Source organism: Actinophytocola sediminis (assembly GCF_054779715.1).
In genome coordinates this window covers 29263-43344 of the sequence record NZ_BAAGXS010000091.1, presented here as the reverse complement: position 1 = coordinate 43344, position 14082 = coordinate 29263, and the positions used below count along the sequence as shown (strand labels likewise).

The 14082-nt window shown below is 72.1% G+C and carries 15 protein-coding genes and 1 riboswitch; of the genes, 5 read left to right on the top strand and 10 right to left on the bottom strand.

Annotation, left to right across the window (positions count from 1 at the left end; genetic code table 11):
- The first annotated feature begins 65 nt into the window (after positions 1–65).
- From ACYVIP_RS40385 to ACYVIP_RS40375, 3 genes are all read left to right on the top strand, one after another.
- A complete protein-coding gene (locus ACYVIP_RS40385) occupies positions 66–701 on the top strand; it encodes a nucleoside/nucleotide kinase family protein (protein ID WP_460406366.1) in 636 nt (211 codons plus the stop codon).
- A gap of 161 nt (positions 702–862) precedes the next feature.
- Complete coding sequence (locus ACYVIP_RS40380; protein ID WP_460406365.1) at positions 863–1288, top strand: OsmC family peroxiredoxin; 426 nt, start codon at positions 863–865, stop codon at positions 1286–1288.
- Between the two features lie 52 nt (positions 1289–1340).
- Complete coding sequence (locus ACYVIP_RS40375; protein WP_460406364.1) at positions 1341–1859, top strand: GNAT family N-acetyltransferase; 519 nt, start codon at positions 1341–1343, stop codon at positions 1857–1859.
- Between the two features lie 28 nt (positions 1860–1887).
- On the opposite strand, the gene ACYVIP_RS40370 is transcribed toward ACYVIP_RS40375, so the two are convergent.
- The 6 genes from ACYVIP_RS40370 to ACYVIP_RS40345 all read right to left on the bottom strand — a co-directional run bounded on the left by ACYVIP_RS40370 (position 1888) and on the right by ACYVIP_RS40345 (position 8043).
- Positions 1888–2514 carry a LysE family translocator gene (locus ACYVIP_RS40370; RefSeq protein ID WP_460406363.1) on the bottom strand — a complete coding sequence of 209 codons (627 nt, stop codon included), beginning with the start codon at positions 2512–2514 and terminating at the stop codon, positions 1888–1890.
- Between the two features lie 31 nt (positions 2515–2545).
- The gene (locus ACYVIP_RS40365; protein WP_460406362.1) at positions 2546–3598 is read right to left on the bottom strand and encodes an ABC transporter ATP-binding protein; all 1053 of its coding nucleotides are present in this window, start codon (positions 3596–3598) and stop codon (positions 2546–2548) included.
- A complete protein-coding gene (locus ACYVIP_RS40360) occupies positions 3598–4419 on the bottom strand; it encodes a carbohydrate ABC transporter permease (RefSeq protein ID WP_460406361.1) in 822 nt (273 codons plus the stop codon). The genes ACYVIP_RS40365 and ACYVIP_RS40360 overlap by 1 nt, the downstream gene beginning before the upstream one ends.
- Positions 4416–5330, bottom strand: coding sequence for a carbohydrate ABC transporter permease (locus ACYVIP_RS40355; RefSeq protein ID WP_460406360.1), 915 nt, complete (start codon positions 5328–5330; stop codon positions 4416–4418). Before ACYVIP_RS40355 ends, ACYVIP_RS40360 begins: the two co-directional genes overlap by 4 nt.
- Positions 5323–6723, bottom strand: a complete 1401-nt coding sequence (locus tag ACYVIP_RS40350) for an extracellular solute-binding protein (RefSeq protein ID WP_460406359.1) — start codon at positions 6721–6723, stop codon at positions 5323–5325. The genes ACYVIP_RS40355 and ACYVIP_RS40350 overlap by 8 nt, the downstream gene beginning before the upstream one ends.
- Positions 6724–6819: 96 nt before the next feature.
- Entirely contained in the window at positions 6820–8043 is a 1224-nt protein-coding gene (locus ACYVIP_RS40345; protein WP_460406358.1) for a CehA/McbA family metallohydrolase, read from the bottom strand.
- Between the two features lie 124 nt (positions 8044–8167).
- On the opposite strand from ACYVIP_RS40345, the gene ACYVIP_RS40340 reads away from it, so the two are divergent.
- The gene (locus ACYVIP_RS40340) at positions 8168–9142 is read left to right on the top strand and encodes an AsnC family protein (protein ID WP_460406434.1); all 975 of its coding nucleotides are present in this window, start codon (positions 8168–8170) and stop codon (positions 9140–9142) included.
- Positions 9143–9223: 81 nt separating this feature from the next.
- Here ACYVIP_RS40340 and ACYVIP_RS40335 read toward each other — a convergent pair whose 3' ends face one another.
- From ACYVIP_RS40335 to ACYVIP_RS40320, 4 genes are read right to left on the bottom strand one after another with little or no spacing between them, the layout of a single operon-like run.
- On the bottom strand, positions 9224–10150 hold the full coding sequence (locus ACYVIP_RS40335) for an RluA family pseudouridine synthase (protein WP_460406357.1): 927 nt from the start codon (positions 10148–10150) through the stop codon (positions 9224–9226).
- Entirely contained in the window at positions 10147–10809 is a 663-nt protein-coding gene (lspA, locus tag ACYVIP_RS40330) for a signal peptidase II (protein ID WP_460406356.1), read from the bottom strand. The genes ACYVIP_RS40335 and lspA overlap by 4 nt, the downstream gene beginning before the upstream one ends.
- A 42-nt stretch (positions 10810–10851) precedes the next feature.
- Positions 10852–11121, bottom strand: a complete 270-nt coding sequence (locus ACYVIP_RS40325) for a HepT-like ribonuclease domain-containing protein (RefSeq protein ID WP_460406355.1) — start codon at positions 11119–11121, stop codon at positions 10852–10854.
- A 10-nt stretch (positions 11122–11131) separates the two neighbouring features.
- The gene (locus ACYVIP_RS40320) at positions 11132–12460 is read right to left on the bottom strand and encodes an aminotransferase class V-fold PLP-dependent enzyme (protein WP_460406354.1); all 1329 of its coding nucleotides are present in this window, start codon (positions 12458–12460) and stop codon (positions 11132–11134) included.
- Between the two features lie 37 nt (positions 12461–12497).
- A riboswitch (SAM riboswitch) is annotated at positions 12498–12613 on the bottom strand.
- Positions 12614–12664: 51 nt separating this feature from the next.
- Between ACYVIP_RS40320 and sthA the strand changes: the two genes are divergently transcribed.
- Positions 12665–14080, top strand: coding sequence for a Si-specific NAD(P)(+) transhydrogenase (sthA, locus tag ACYVIP_RS40315; RefSeq protein WP_460406353.1), 1416 nt, complete (start codon positions 12665–12667; stop codon positions 14078–14080).
- Positions 14081–14082: the final 2 nt, after the last annotated feature.

Genomic DNA, 14082 nt, shown 5'->3' with positions numbered 1-14082 from the left:
AGTCGGCATGATCGGTTTCTACCGTGTGGCACCGACAATCTCGCGCGCCCTGGCATGATCGTGGGGTGCGTCTGCGGCCGGTCTCCCCCGACCTGCTGGTCGACGAGGTGGCCGAGCGGATCACCCGCCGGCCGGCACGGCGGTGGACCAGGGTCGCGGTCGACGGCGCCGGGCCCGCCGCGCCGGCGGAGTTCGCCGACGCGCTCGGTGAGGCGCTGCGGTTGCGCGGCCGGGCGGTGGTGCGCGTGGGCGCCGGGGACTTTCTTCGGCCGGCGTCGCTGCGGTTCGAGCGCGGGCACACCGACCCGGACGCCAGGTACGACGACTGGCTCGATCTCGGTGGGCTGACGCGCGAACTGCTCGCGCCGCTCGAACCGGGCGGCACCGGGCGGGTGCTGCCGTCGCTGTGGAACGCCGAGGCCGACCGGGCCAGCCGAGCTGCCTATGTCGAACTGCCGGCGGGTGGGGTGTTGGTGGTGGACGGCACGCTGCTGCTTGGCCGGGGGCTCGCGTTCGAGCACACCGTGCACCTGTGGATCTCCGCGCCCGCGCTGGCCAGGAGGATGCCGGCGGCGGACGCGTGGATGCTGCCGGCGTTCGCGCGCTATGACGCCGAGGTGCGGCCGCTGCTCGCGGCCGACACCGGGGTGCGGGTGGACGATGCCGCGCGGCCGGCGGTGTTGGACGACGCCGCGGTGTGAGGGTGTCATGCGGGGACTATATCGAACATGTGGTCGAGGCGCTGGTTGAGATCGGCACGGGAGCCGGTCGTGAGTCGACTGCGCGGCGGGGCAGCGGCGGGACACCGTGCGGGGCAGGATGGTGCACTGATCATTCCCACCCCGTTCGAGGAGGACCACACATGGCCACCACCCGCACCGCCAACGCCCACTGGGAGGGCGCGCTGCTCGACGGTTCCGGCACGGTGACGTTGGACTCGTCCGGCATCGGCACCTACCCGGTGTCCTGGCCGTCGCGCGCCGAGTCGGCCAACGGCAAGACCAGCCCGGAGGAGCTGATCGCGGCCGCGCACTCCACCTGCTACTCGATGGCGCTCTCGCACGGCCTCGCCGGTGCCGGCACCCCGCCCACCACCGTGGACACCACGGCCGACGTCACGTTCCAGCCGGGTGAGGGCATCACCGGCATCCACCTGACCGTGCGCGCGAGCATCCCCGGCATCTCCAAGGAGGACTTCGCCGCCGCCGCCGAGGACGCCAAGAAGAACTGCCCGGTGTCCCAGGCACTGGCCGGCACCACGATCACGTTGACCGCCGAGCTCCTCTGAGCCAGGCGAAAATCGCACGCCCCGGTCGGCCGGCACGGATTACGGTGCCGGCATGACCGAGGTGCTGCGGCTACGGCCGGTGACCGAGCAGGATCTGGATCCGCTCGACGGGATGTTCGCCGACCCCGACGCGATCGGCGAGTACAACTGGACCGGGTTCTCCGACCCGACCAAGTGGCGCCGGAAGTGGCAGGAGAACGGGCTGGTCGCCGACGAGCACACGGTGCTGATGATCGACCTCGGCGGCGAGCGGCTCGGGTTCGTGTCCTGGACCCAGCAGTCGCCCAGCCCACGGGCCTACGTCATCGAGTTCGGCATCAGCCTGTGGCCGCAGTGGCGGGGCAGGGGACATGGCACGGCGGCGCAGCGGTTGCTGGCGCGGTACCTGTTCGCGCACAGCCCGGTGAACCGCATCCAGGCGTGGACCGACACGGACAACGTGGCCGAGCAGCGGGCGCTGGAGCGGGCCGGCTTCGTACGGGAGGGCGTGCTGGCCGAGTTCAGCTTCCGCGACGGCAGGTGGTGCGACCAGGTGCTGTACCGGATGCTGCGCCGCGAACTGCCGGCCTGACGGGAGCGTTGGACTCGCGGGGGGTGGGTCAGCGGTCGGTGGCCAGGCGGAGGGCCAGGGTGGCGAAGATGGCGGCGGAGACGCGGTGGAGCCAGCGTTGGATGGCTGGGCGGCGGCGTAACAGGGCGGCGAGGGTGCCGGCGGCCAGGCCTACGGAACCGTCGACGGAGAAGCCGATCACGACCAGGATCGCGCCCATGACCAGGAACTGCACCGGGGTGGACCAGCCGTTCTCGGTGAGGAACTGGGGGAAGAACGCCAGGTAGAACAGGATGACCTTCGGGTTGGCCAGGTTGGTGAGCACGGCCATGGCGAAGGTGCGGCGCAGCGACCTCGGGCTGCCGCGTTCCGGGGCGGTGGGGGTGACCGCCCGGGCCGCGCGGATGGCCGAGATCGCCAGGTAGACCAGGAAGACCGCGCCGACGATCCGGATGGTGTCCAGGGCAACCGGGGCCGCGGCCAGCAGCGCGCCGAGGCCGAGCGCGGCGAGCACGGTGTGCACCGCGATCCCGGTCGACATGCCGACCGCGGCGACCACGCCGGCCGCCCGGCCGCGCGCGATCCCGTTGGCCACGATGAACATCATGTCCTGACCGGGCACGACGCTGATCACGAAGCAGGCGGCGGCGAAGGCGATCACCAGGGAGATGTCCACCCCGCCATCAGATCATCCGGTGCCAACCGAATTACCCGAGCGCCGCGCCCGTCTCGGCGTCGTAGACCAGCAGCCGGCCGGGCTGCGGTGCCACGGTCAGCTCCGCGCCGACGGCCGGCTCCTCGTGCTCGGGCACGGTCAGGCCGACCTGGATCTCACCGGGACACTCCAGGGTCACCAGCGAGGTCACCCCGAGGTTCTCCACGATGGACACCGTGCCGGTGATGCCCGCCGGCGCCACGCGCAGGTACTCGGGGCGGATGCCGACCGTGACCGGGGTGCCGTCGGCCACGGTGGCGGGGTGCGCCAGGCGCGCCCCGGCGACCTCGACCAGCGCGTCGACCGTCCGCCCTGGCAGCAGGTTCATCGGGGTCGAGCCGATGAAGTTGGCCACGAACGTGTCCGCCGGGCGCTGGAAGACCTCCTTGGGGCTGCCGAGCTGCCGGATCCGCCCGTCGGACATCACCGCGATCCGGTCGGCCATGGCCAGCGCCTCGGACTGGTCGTGGGTCACGAACACCGTCGTCATGCCGAGGTCGCGCTGCAGGCGCTTGAGGAACGTGCGCGCCTCCAGCCGCAACCGGGCGTCCAGGTTGGACAGCGGCTCGTCGAGCAGCAGCACCTTGGCCGACATCGCCATCGCCCTGGCCAGCGCCACCCGCTGCTGCTGGCCGCCGGACAGCTGCGCCGGCCGCCGGTCGAGCAGGCCGTCCAGGCCGAGCCCGCCCGCCGTCCGCGCGGCCACCTCGGCCTGCTCGGACTTCGGCGCCCGCCGGACCCGCAGCGGGTAGGCGATGTTCTGCGACACCGTCATGTGCGGGAACAGCGCGTAGTCCTGGAACACCATGGCCACCTGCCGCCGCCCCGGCTCGACCCCGGTGACCACGGCGTCCCCGATCGATACCGAGCCAGCCGACGCCCGCTCCAGGCCGGCGATCGTGCGCAGCAACGTCGTCTTCCCGCACCCCGACGGCCCGAGCAGCGCGAAGAACTCGCCGTCGGCGATGGTCAGGTCCAGGTCGTCCACCGCCCGCACCCCGTTCGGGTACACGGTGGACAGCCCAGCCAACTCGATCCCCGCCATCAGGCCTTGATCCCTCCGTGGAAGCGGAACCCGTACCGCTTGCTGACGAACAAGTACAGCGCCACCACCGGAATCGCGTACAGCAGCGAGAACACCGGGATCACCGTGAGGTTCGCGCTGCCGCCCTCGTCGCGCAACGTCCGCAGCAGCACCGCGGCCGGCTGCTGGGACACGTCCCGCAGCAGCAGGAACGGCAGCAGGAAGTTGCCCCACGCCTGGACGAACGACCACACCAGGATCGTCGCGATCCCCGGCCGCGCGACCGGCAGCACCACGTGCAGCAGCACCTGCGTCGGCGACGCGCCGAACACCCGCGCCGACTCCTCGTAGGACCTCGGCACCGAGTCGACGAAGTCCTTCAGGATGAAGATGGCCGCCGGCAGCAGCCCGCCCGCGATCACCAGGCCGGTCGCGTACTGCGAGTTGATCAGGCCGAGCTGGAACATCATCACGAAGATCGGCACCATCGCCGCGGTCCCGGTGACCACACTGGACAGCAGCAGCAACACGTACAGCAGCGCGTCCCGGCCCGGGATCCGCACCCGGGACAGCGCATACGCCGCGAGGGTGGCGAACACCGTGGTCACCGCGGTCGCCACCACGCACAGCACCAGCGAGTTCACCAGCGAGGACAGCGCGTAGGGGTGTTCGAAGGTGGTCTGCCAGTTGGCCAGCGTCCAGTCCGGCCATGCCAGCCCGAGGCCGGGATCGCTGTCGAAGGGCGCGGAGGCCAGCCACAGCATCGGCACCGCGAAGAACGCGAGCACCACCGCCATGAACGCGGTGTACCCGGTGCGCGCCAGCACCTGCCGGGCGGTCACGACCGCCGCCGCAACAACAGCAGGTACACCGCGGACACGACCAGGTTGACCAGCAACAGCAGCACCGAGATGGCCGCGGCGTAGCCGAGCCGGCCGCTGGCGATGGCCTGCTGGTAGATGAAGACCGGCAGGGTCTCCGACGCGTGGTTGGGCCCGCCGGCGGTGAGCAGGAACGGGGTGAAGTCGTTGGCCGTCCACAACGAGATCAGCAGCGTGTTGGTCAGCACGTGCCCCCGGATGTGCGGGAACACCACGTCCCGCACGGTCTGCCAGCCGCTCGCGCCCATGCCGCGCGCGGTCTCCAGCTGCGAGGGCGGCACCGCGGCCAGCGCCGAGCTGTACAACATCATCGAGAACGCGGTGCCCCGCCAGGTGTTGAACACCACCAGCGAGGCCATCGGGTACTCGACCAGCCACGCGGTCCCCGGCGAGCCGAGCAGCGCGCCGAGCGTGCCGCCGTCGCGGTCGAGCACCGCGATCCACAGGTAGGCCACCACGACGCTGGGCAGGATCCAGGACATCAGCACCAGGCCCTCGACCACCCGCCGCAGCGCCGGCCGGGCCCCGCGCATCAGCCAGGCGAGGGTGAAGCCGAGGACGTTCTGCCCGAGCACCGCGGAGCCGGCGACGAACACCAGCGTCAGCCACAGCGCGTTGCCGAACAGCGCGTCGTCGAGCGCTTCGAGGAAGTTGCCGAAGCCGACGATCCTCGGCGCCAGCGACGCGGTGCCGGTCAGCGCGTAGTCGGTGATCCCGATGTAGATCGTCCACAGCGCGGGGAAGACCAGGAACAGCCCGATCAGCAGCAGCGCGGGCGAGACGAACGCGACCGCGCGGGTGACGCCGATCCCGGCGGTGTCCCTGGTCCGCCTCGTTCGCCCCGCCGGCGCGGCCGGCGGGGCGTCAACCACCGCTGACCGCGTCCTCGCCGACGGCCTTGACCAGCGCCGTCCGGTACCCGGCGGCGGCATCGCGCGCGCTGGCGCCGGCGACGACGTCCGCGGTGGCCTGCTGCAACGCGATGGACACCTTCGGGTAGTCGGCCAGGCCGGGGCGGAACCGGGTGATCGGCAGCACCTCCTCGGCGACGAAGCTGAGCATCGGGTCGCCGCTGAGCACCTCGGCGTTGACGTCGTCGCGTTGGGTGATCTGGGCGGTGTCGCCAAGCCGCGCCGTGGTCGCCTCGGCGGAGTTCATGAACCGCAGCAGCTCCCAGGCCTGCTGGGGGTACTCGGTCCTGGGGTTGATCACCCGGATCGAGCCGCCGGACATGCTGACGAAGTCCTGGCCGTCGACCCCGGCCCCGGGCTCCCTGGCGGGGATCTTCGCCCAGCCGACGGCGGTGTCCCGGTCGGCCATCTTCGCCACACCGGTCGCCGGGTCGACCACCGAGCGCCAGAAGTAGTCGCTCTCCAGCAGCATGCCGATCTTGTTCTGCGCGAACAGCTCGAAGGACTTGTCCCGGCCCTTTGCCTCCTGCTGGAGCACCGGGTCACCCAGCCCGCCACGGAAGACCTGCTGGTAGAGGTCGAGCACGGCGGTCAGGTCCTCGGTGCCGCCCTGCCACTTGTCGTCGGCCCAGACCTCCGAGCCGGTGCCGGCCAGCAGCGGCAGCACGCCCTGCATGGTGGTCGCCTCGGTCATCGCGGTGCCGGCGTTGAGCTGGAGCGGGATGACGCCGGGCTGTGCCTTGAGCTTCTCGGCGGCGGCGATGATCTCCGCCCACGAAGTGGGCTGCCAGTCCTGGGGCAGGCCGGCCGCGGCGAACAGCTTCTTGTTGAAGAAGATCACCCGGCCGTCGGTGCCCAGGGGGATCCCGTAGCGCCGGCCGTCGAACTCGCCGAGCGCCTCGACCGCGTCGGGGATCTGCTCCCAGCCGTCCCAGGAGTCGACGTCCTCGCCGACCACGTCCGCGAGCGGGCGGACCTGGCCGCCCTGGGCGAACTCGCCGAGCCAGATGCCGTCGATCTCGACGATGTCGCCGCCGATGTCGGTGCCGAAGTCCAGCGCCACCTTGGCCTTGTAGTCCGCGTCGTCCACGCCGATGCCGTCGTGCTCGATGGAGACGTTGACGCCTTTTTCCTTCTGTTGCTTGGTGAACTCGGGGATGACCCAGTCCTCGATCCACCTGGCGTTGATCTCGTTCTTGCCGCCGGCGTCGGAGTTCGAGGTGATGGTGAGCGTGACGTCCTTCGCGTCGGCGTTGCGCCCGGCGTCGGACTCCTGCTCCTGGCCGAGGCAGCCGGTGAGCACCAGGGCCAGCGTCAGCGGAATGGCGCTGCGGGTGACCGCGCGTCGCATCATGTCTTCCACCTCTCGTCATCGAGCTGTGGCGAGGTTCTCACCAACCATGAACAGAACGTGTGGGAATCTTGTAGCACCCGCGGCCGGCTGACAAGGTCAGCCGCGCGCCGCCAGGGACAGCACGCTCCCGTCGTGGGCACCCAGCACCTGACCGCCCGCCGGCAGGGTGTCCAAATCGGACCTGACCGGACGCCGGTGGCCGTCGCCGAGCACCAGCGCGCCGGCCGCGCCGACGGCGACCACCTCCTCCCCCAGCGGCAGCAGCACCGGGCCGCCGCGCTCGCGGGAGACCGCCGTCGCGCCCGCCCGCAACCCGTCGAGCACCGCAGTGACCAGCTCGTCGGGCGTGTGCGCCGCCCGGTCCACCGCGACCCAGGTCGTCGGCGCGCCGAGGTCGACGCCGTGGCCGACCCGGTGCAGGTCGCTGCCGCCGACCGGGGTGGTGGCGCTGCCCCAGGCCTGCCACCAGGCCACCGGGCCGCCCCAGGCCGGCGCCAGCCAGCTGGAGTGCCAGACCTCCGCCAACGGCGGGCGCTCGGCCAGCGGCTGGCGCCAGGCGCAGTCGGCGGCCAGCGGATGGTTGATCGACAGCAGCCCGCCGCGCTCGGCGACCGTGCGCACCCAGGTGGTGGCCGGCGCGCGGAAGTCGACCCAGCCGATGTCGCCGAACGCGTTGGCGTGGCCAAGGTCGGTGGTCACCTCCTGGCCGGGGATCAGCGCGACGCCGTAGCGCCGGCCGACCGCGGCGAGCTCGGCGTGGTGGCTGACGGTGTTGTGGTCGGTGACCGCGAGCGCGTCCAGCCCGGCCGCGACGGCCAGCGCGGCCAGCTCGGCGATGGTCAGCTCGCCGTCGGAGTGCACGGTGTGCGCGTGCAGGTCGGCCGCCACCCACCGCAGGTCGGGCAGCGCCGGCAGCGCGCGCGGCGGCGGCCGGTCGGGCACGGGCGGTGCCGGGGGCGGTGTCGGGTGTGGTGGCTCGACGGTGCCGCCGGCGCGCACGGTCACCGTGTAGTCGACGCCCCGCGCCGGCACCCGGTGCAGCCCGAGGACCACGTGCCAGGTCCCCGGCTCCAGCTCGCCTGGCAGGTAGCCGGGCGTGGCGGCGGCCGGGGTGATCGTGTAGCGGGTGCGGGCGCCACCCGACCAGCCGCGCCAGCCCGCCGGCCCGGTACAGCCGAGGTCGATCACCGCGGCGGGATCACCGACCGCCAGTTCGACGGTGATGCCCGCGCACCCGGCCGGCACGTCGAACGGGAGCAGCGGCCACGGGTCGGCGGCGCGGTCGTCCCGGGTGAGGACACCGGTGTGGACGGTCTGCACGGCGCGATCCTGCCAGGAATGTGCCACCACGGGCGCGGCTGTGACACGGTGATCGTGGCGACCGGGTAGCGTGCGAGCCGTGACGGATCCGGTAGACGCCCGCCTGCTCGGCGCGGTCGCCGAGATGGGCAGAGCAGCCGTGCACGAGGTCGCCGCCAGGCTGGGGATGGACCCCCGGGAGGTGGCCTCGCGCCTGGTCGCGCTGTCGGCTGCCGGCCTGCCCCTGCTCGTCGGCGTCGAGTGCGACCCGGCGCGCCTGCGGGCCGTGCTCGGGGCGATGCCGCCCGTCGCCTACGGCTACCCCCCACAGCAGCCCCAGCACGTCGTGGCGCCGCCGTCCGGCCCGGTCCCGGTGCGTATGCAGTACGGCTACGCCGCGCCGGGCCAGCAACCAGGGCCGCACCAGGTTCCGTCCGGGCCCTACCAGGTGCCCTCCGGTCCCTATGCCGTCCCGTCCGGGCCGCAGCAGGTGCCGGCCGCCTACCAGCGGACCGGCCCGCCGAGCGCGCCGTTCCCCGCGCAGTCCGGGCCGCCGAGCGCGCCCGTGCCGCTGCCGCCGGTGGAGGGGTCGATCAGCACGTGGGGTCCGCCGCAGGTCGCCACCTGGGCGCGCGGGGACCAGCCGCCGCAGGACATGACCCAGCCGACCGTACGCACCGAGCGGCCGGACGCGAACGTGCGACAGGGCAAGGTCGGCACCATGCTGCAGACCGAGGGCCTGGAGGGCGAGCAGCTGGCCATCCAGCTGGTCGAGGTCGTCGACCCGGCCGACTACCTGTTCACCGCCGCCGGCTACCGGCTGCAGGAGGGCGAGCGGTCGGTGGTCGTGCACACCGAGCTGACCAACCGGGGCAAGATCGCGTTCCAGTCGCTGCCGGACATGTTCCTGGTGCTGGTGACCCCGGACGGGCAGACGATCAGCAAGGCACCGGTGTCGCTGTCCTCCCGGCCGCCGCACCGCATCGGCGTGCCGCCGGGCGAGACCGCCGGCGGGCACACCGTGTACGTGGTGCCCGAGCACACCGAGGTCAACCGCGTCCGTTGGAGCCCGCGCCCGGACGAGGAGTCCCGCACCCTGACCTGGACCGTCGAGAACTAACAGCCGCAATGCCCTGAATGAGGCATTGGCGACGCTCAACGTCCCGAATGAGGCATTCAGGGCAGGTGACTCGCGGTAGTGCTAGCTCTCCCTGGCGAGTTTGTCCAGGGCCGCGCGCAGGTCGTCGGGGTACTCGCTGACGAACTCGATCCGCCGGCCGTCGGCCGGGTGGTCGAACGCGAGCTGCCTGGCGTGCAGCCACTGGCGGGTCAGGCCGAGGCGCTTGGCGAGCACCGGGTCGGCGCCGTAGGTCAGGTCGCCGACGCACGGGTGGCGCAGCGCCGAGAAGTGCACCCGGATCTGGTGCGTGCGGCCGGTCTCCAGCCGGATGTCCACCAGGGACGCCGCGCGGAAGGCCTCGAGCACCTCGTAGTGGGTGATGCTCGGCCGGCCGCTGGCGACCACGGCGAACTTGTAGTCGTGCTTGGGGTGCCGGTCGATCGGCGCGTCGATGGTGCCCGAGGTCGGGTCGGGGTGGCCCTGCACGAGCGCGTGGTAGCCCTTGTCGACGGTGCGTTCCTTGAACGCCCGCTTCAGGACGGTGTAGGCGTGCTCGCTCTTGGCCACGACCATCACGCCGGTGGTGCCGACGTCCAGCCGGTGCACCACGCCCGTGCGCTCGGCCGCGCCGGAGGTGGACACCCGCACACCGGCGGCCGCGAGCCCGCCGACGACCGTCGGCCCGGTCCAGCCGGGGCTGGGGTGCGCGGCGACGCCGACCGGCTTGTCGACCGCGATCACGTCGTCGTCCTCGTAGAGGATCTTCATGCCGGCGACCGCGATCGGCTCGATCTCGATCGGGCGATCGGGGTCGGGCAGGGTGATCTCGAGCCAGGTGCCGGCGACGAGCCGGTCGGACTTGCCAGCCGGGCGCCCGTCCAGGCTGACCTCGCCGGACTCGGCGAGCGCGGCGACGGTCGTGCGGGACAGGCCGAGCAGCTTGGCCAGGCCGGCGTCGACCCGCATGCCGTCCAGACCGTCGGGAACCGGGAGGGTTCGCTCGGTCACGTGTCGTCCTTAGTCTTGTCGGTTGCCTTGTCGGTTGCTTTGTCTTTTGTGGACGTGCCGTCGTAGTCGCGACCGAGCAGGGCCATCAGCACGATGAGCGCGCCGCCGCAGACGATCGCGGAGTCGGCGACGTTGAAGACCGGGAAGAAGGACCCGTTGGGCTCCAGGACCGAGACGAAGTCCACCACGTGCCCACGCAACGGCCCCGGCTCGCGGAAGAACCGGTCGATGAGGTTGCCCAGCGCCCCGGCGAGCACCATCGCGAGCCCGACCGCCCAGCCGACCGACCGCAGCTTGGGCATGATCCAGATGATCGCGACCACGACCCCGAGCGCGACCAGGGTCAGCAGCCAGGTCATCCCGGTGGCCATGCCGAACGCGGCACCCGGGTTGCGCACGATCTGCAGGTAGACGAACCCGCCGAGCACCCGGACCGGCGGTTCCCCGTCGAGCGCCGAGACCGCCACGATCTTGGTGATCACGTCCGCGACCAGCAACACCGGCGCCACGACGGCGAACAGCCAGGCCCGGCGCGGGGGCCGGACGTCCGCCGGTGGCGGGGTGTCGCCTGGCCCGTCGCCGCCGGCGACCGGCGTGTTCTCGTCGGCATCCGGCACGCCGGTCTCGGCCTCGGTGCCGGTTCTGGGCTCGTCGCTCACCCGGCCATTGTCCACGTCCCCCGAACGGAGCTGTCCGGCACATCAACCACGGGTGACGAAACCGGCAACAGCGGCCACATACCGCCGGTAACCGTCCAGGGCGAGCGGCACCGCGGCGGCGACCTGCTCGACGTCGATCTCCAGGTACTCGTGCACGAGCAGGTTCCGCATCCCGACCGAGGAAGCCGCCAGGTCATCGAGCAGGTCCCGGATGCGCGCCAGTCCGGCGAACACGACGTTCGGGTCGACAGCTCGCGCACCGAACTCTCGGAACGACTCGGCGTCCAGCTCCCGGGTCTCGGTGTCACCCACCCCGATCATCCTACTGACCTGCCGGCGGCTCACCAGCCAGGAACGCGGGCAGGCCGCGCGGGTCGGGGGTCGGCGTCCAGCGGCCGTCGGCCAGCGCGTAGTCCCAGGCGGGGCCGTCGGCGACCAGGGTGTGCAGCGCCGACACCACCCGGTCGACGTGCTCGACCGTGCTGCCGAGCCCCAGGCTCGCCCGTAACGCCCGCCCGCCCGGCACACCGGCCCCCGCCAGCAGCCGTCGCGTCGCCACATGCGCGCAGAACGCCCCGTCGCGGACCCCGATGCCGTACTCGGCCGACAGCGCCGCGGCCAGCAGCCCGGGGTCGTGGCCATCGACCGCGAAGCTGACCACCGCCACCCGGTCCGCGTCGAACAGGCTCAGCTCCCGCAGGCCGGGCACTCCGGCGAGCCCGGCACGCAACCGGTCGAGCAACGCCCGCTCATGGCCGATGATCGACTCCCAGCCCCATGACTGGATCGTCCGGCACGCCACCGCGAGCGCGTGCGCGCCGACCACGTTGGGCGTGCCGGCCTCGTGCCGCTCCACCCCGGCCGACCAGGACACCGACAGGTCGTCGGCGACCAGGCTGGACGCGCCGCCGCCGGCCAGGTACGGGGCCGCCGCCCGCAGCCAGTCCGCGCGGCCGACCAGGGCACCGACGCCGAACGGCGCGTACAGCTTGTGGCCGGAGAGCACCACGTAGTCCACGTCCAGCGCGCGCACGTCCACCGGGCGGTGCGGCGCGAGCTGCGCGGCGTCGAGCACCACCCGAGCACCGTGCTCGCGCGCGGTCGCGACCACCGAGGACACCGGCCACAGCTCACCGGTCACGTTCGACGCCCCGGTCACCACCACCAGCCTCGGCCCGGTCGGACACGACCGCAACGCCTCCCCCAGCGCGGCCACCGACGAGATCCGGCGCACCAGCCGGCCGCGCCACGGCAGCAGCGCCGCGTGGTGATCGGTGTCGAACACCACCACCGACGTGCCCCGTGGCAACGTCCTGGCCAGCAGGTTCATCGCATCCGTCGTGTTGCGGGTGAACACCACCGAGTCCGTGCCACGCGCCCTGACGAACGAGCGCACCACCTCGCGGGCCTGCTCGTAGACCCTGGTCGACACCTGCGAGGCGAACCCGGCGCCCCGGTGCACGCTCGCGTACCAGGGCAGCAGCTCGTCGACCGCGTCCCGCACGGCCAGCAGGCACGGCGCGCTGGCCGCGTGGTCGAGGTTCGCGTAGGGCACCGCGCGCCCGTCGACCAGCGGCACCGTGAGCTGGGCGCCGGCCACCGGCGGCACCGCGTCGAGGACCGGTCGAGCGTGCGGAATGGCGAGGGTCATCGGAGTTCACTCCCGGGTCGGGGACCCCGCCCACGGGGACCCGCGCTTGCCCGCCCGCACCGCGCGGAGGGCCAGGTCCTCACCCGGGGCACCCCACCGCGGTTGGAGGGTTGCCGGTCAGCAAGCCGGGGCTTCGCGCTGACACTCATGACCTTCGAGGGACCAGAGTAGCCGACCGTCCTCGAGCATTGCCAGACTGACGGCATGAGTGAGCTTGCGAGCGACTACGACCTGCTGGTGCTCGGCTCGGGTCCCGGCGGGCAGAAGGCGGCCATCGCGGCCGCCAAGCTCGGCGCCAACGTCGGGCTGGTCGAGCGCCGCAACATGATCGGCGGCGTGTGCATCAACACCGGCACCATCCCGTCCAAGACCCTGCGTGAGGCCGTCCTCTACCTGACCGGCATGTCCCAGCGCGACCTGTACGGGCAGAGCTACCGGGTCAAGGACGAGATCACCATCGCCGACCTGACCGCCCGCACGAGCCACGTGGTCGGCCGCGAGGTCGACGTGATCCGCGCGCAGCTGGCCCGCAACGGCATCGACGTGCTGCCCGGCATGGGCCGGTTCCTCGACCGCAACACCGTGCAGGTCACCGACGGCACCGGGCAGGAACGCTCGGTCACCGCCACCAAGATCGTGATCGCCACCGGCACCACCCCCGCCCGACCGTCCACAGTGGACTTCGACGAGCAGACGATCATCGACTCCGACGGCATTCTCGGGCTCGACCGGATCCCGCGCTCGATGATCGTCGTCGGCGCCGGGGTGATCGGCATCGAGTACGCGTCGATGTTCGCCGCGCTGGGCACCAAGGTCACGGTGATCGAGCAGCGGATGCGGATGCTCGACTTCTGCGACACCGAGGTCGTCGAGGCGCTCAAGTACCAGCTGCGCGACCTCGCGGTCACCTTCCGGTTCGGTGAGACGGTCACCGCCGTCGAGCGCTACGCCAAGGGCACGGTCACCATCCTGGAGAGCGGCAAGAAGATCCCCGCCGACATGGTGATGTACTCGGCCGGCCGCCAGGGCATGACCGAGCACCTCGACCTGCCGGCCGCCGGCCTGCAGGCGGACAAGCGCGGCCGCATCGAGGTGGACGCCGAGTTCCGCACGCCGGTGGACAACATCTACGCGGTCGGCGACGTGATCGGCTTCCCCGCGCTGGCCGCGACCTCGATGGAGCAGGGCCGCCTGGCCGCCCACCACGCGTGCGGCGAACCGGCCCACCCCATGCACGAGCTGCAGCCGATCGGCATCTACACCATCCCCGAGATCAGCTACATCGGCCGCACCGAGGACGAGCTGACCGAGAAGCGCATCCCGTTCGAGGTCGGCGTCTCCCGCTACCGCGAGCTGGCACGGGGCCAGATCATCGGCGACTCCTACGGCGTGTTGAAACTGCTGGTGTCCCCAGTGGACCGGTCGCTGCTCGGGGTGCACGTCTTCGGCACCAACGCCACCGAGCTGGTCCACATCGGACAGGCGGTGATGGGCCTCGGCGGCACGGTGGACTACCTGGTGGACACCGTGTTCAACTACCCGACCCTGGCCGAGTCCTACAAGGTGGCCGCGCTGGACGCGACGAACAAGATGCGCCTGATCGACCAGCTGACCGACTGACG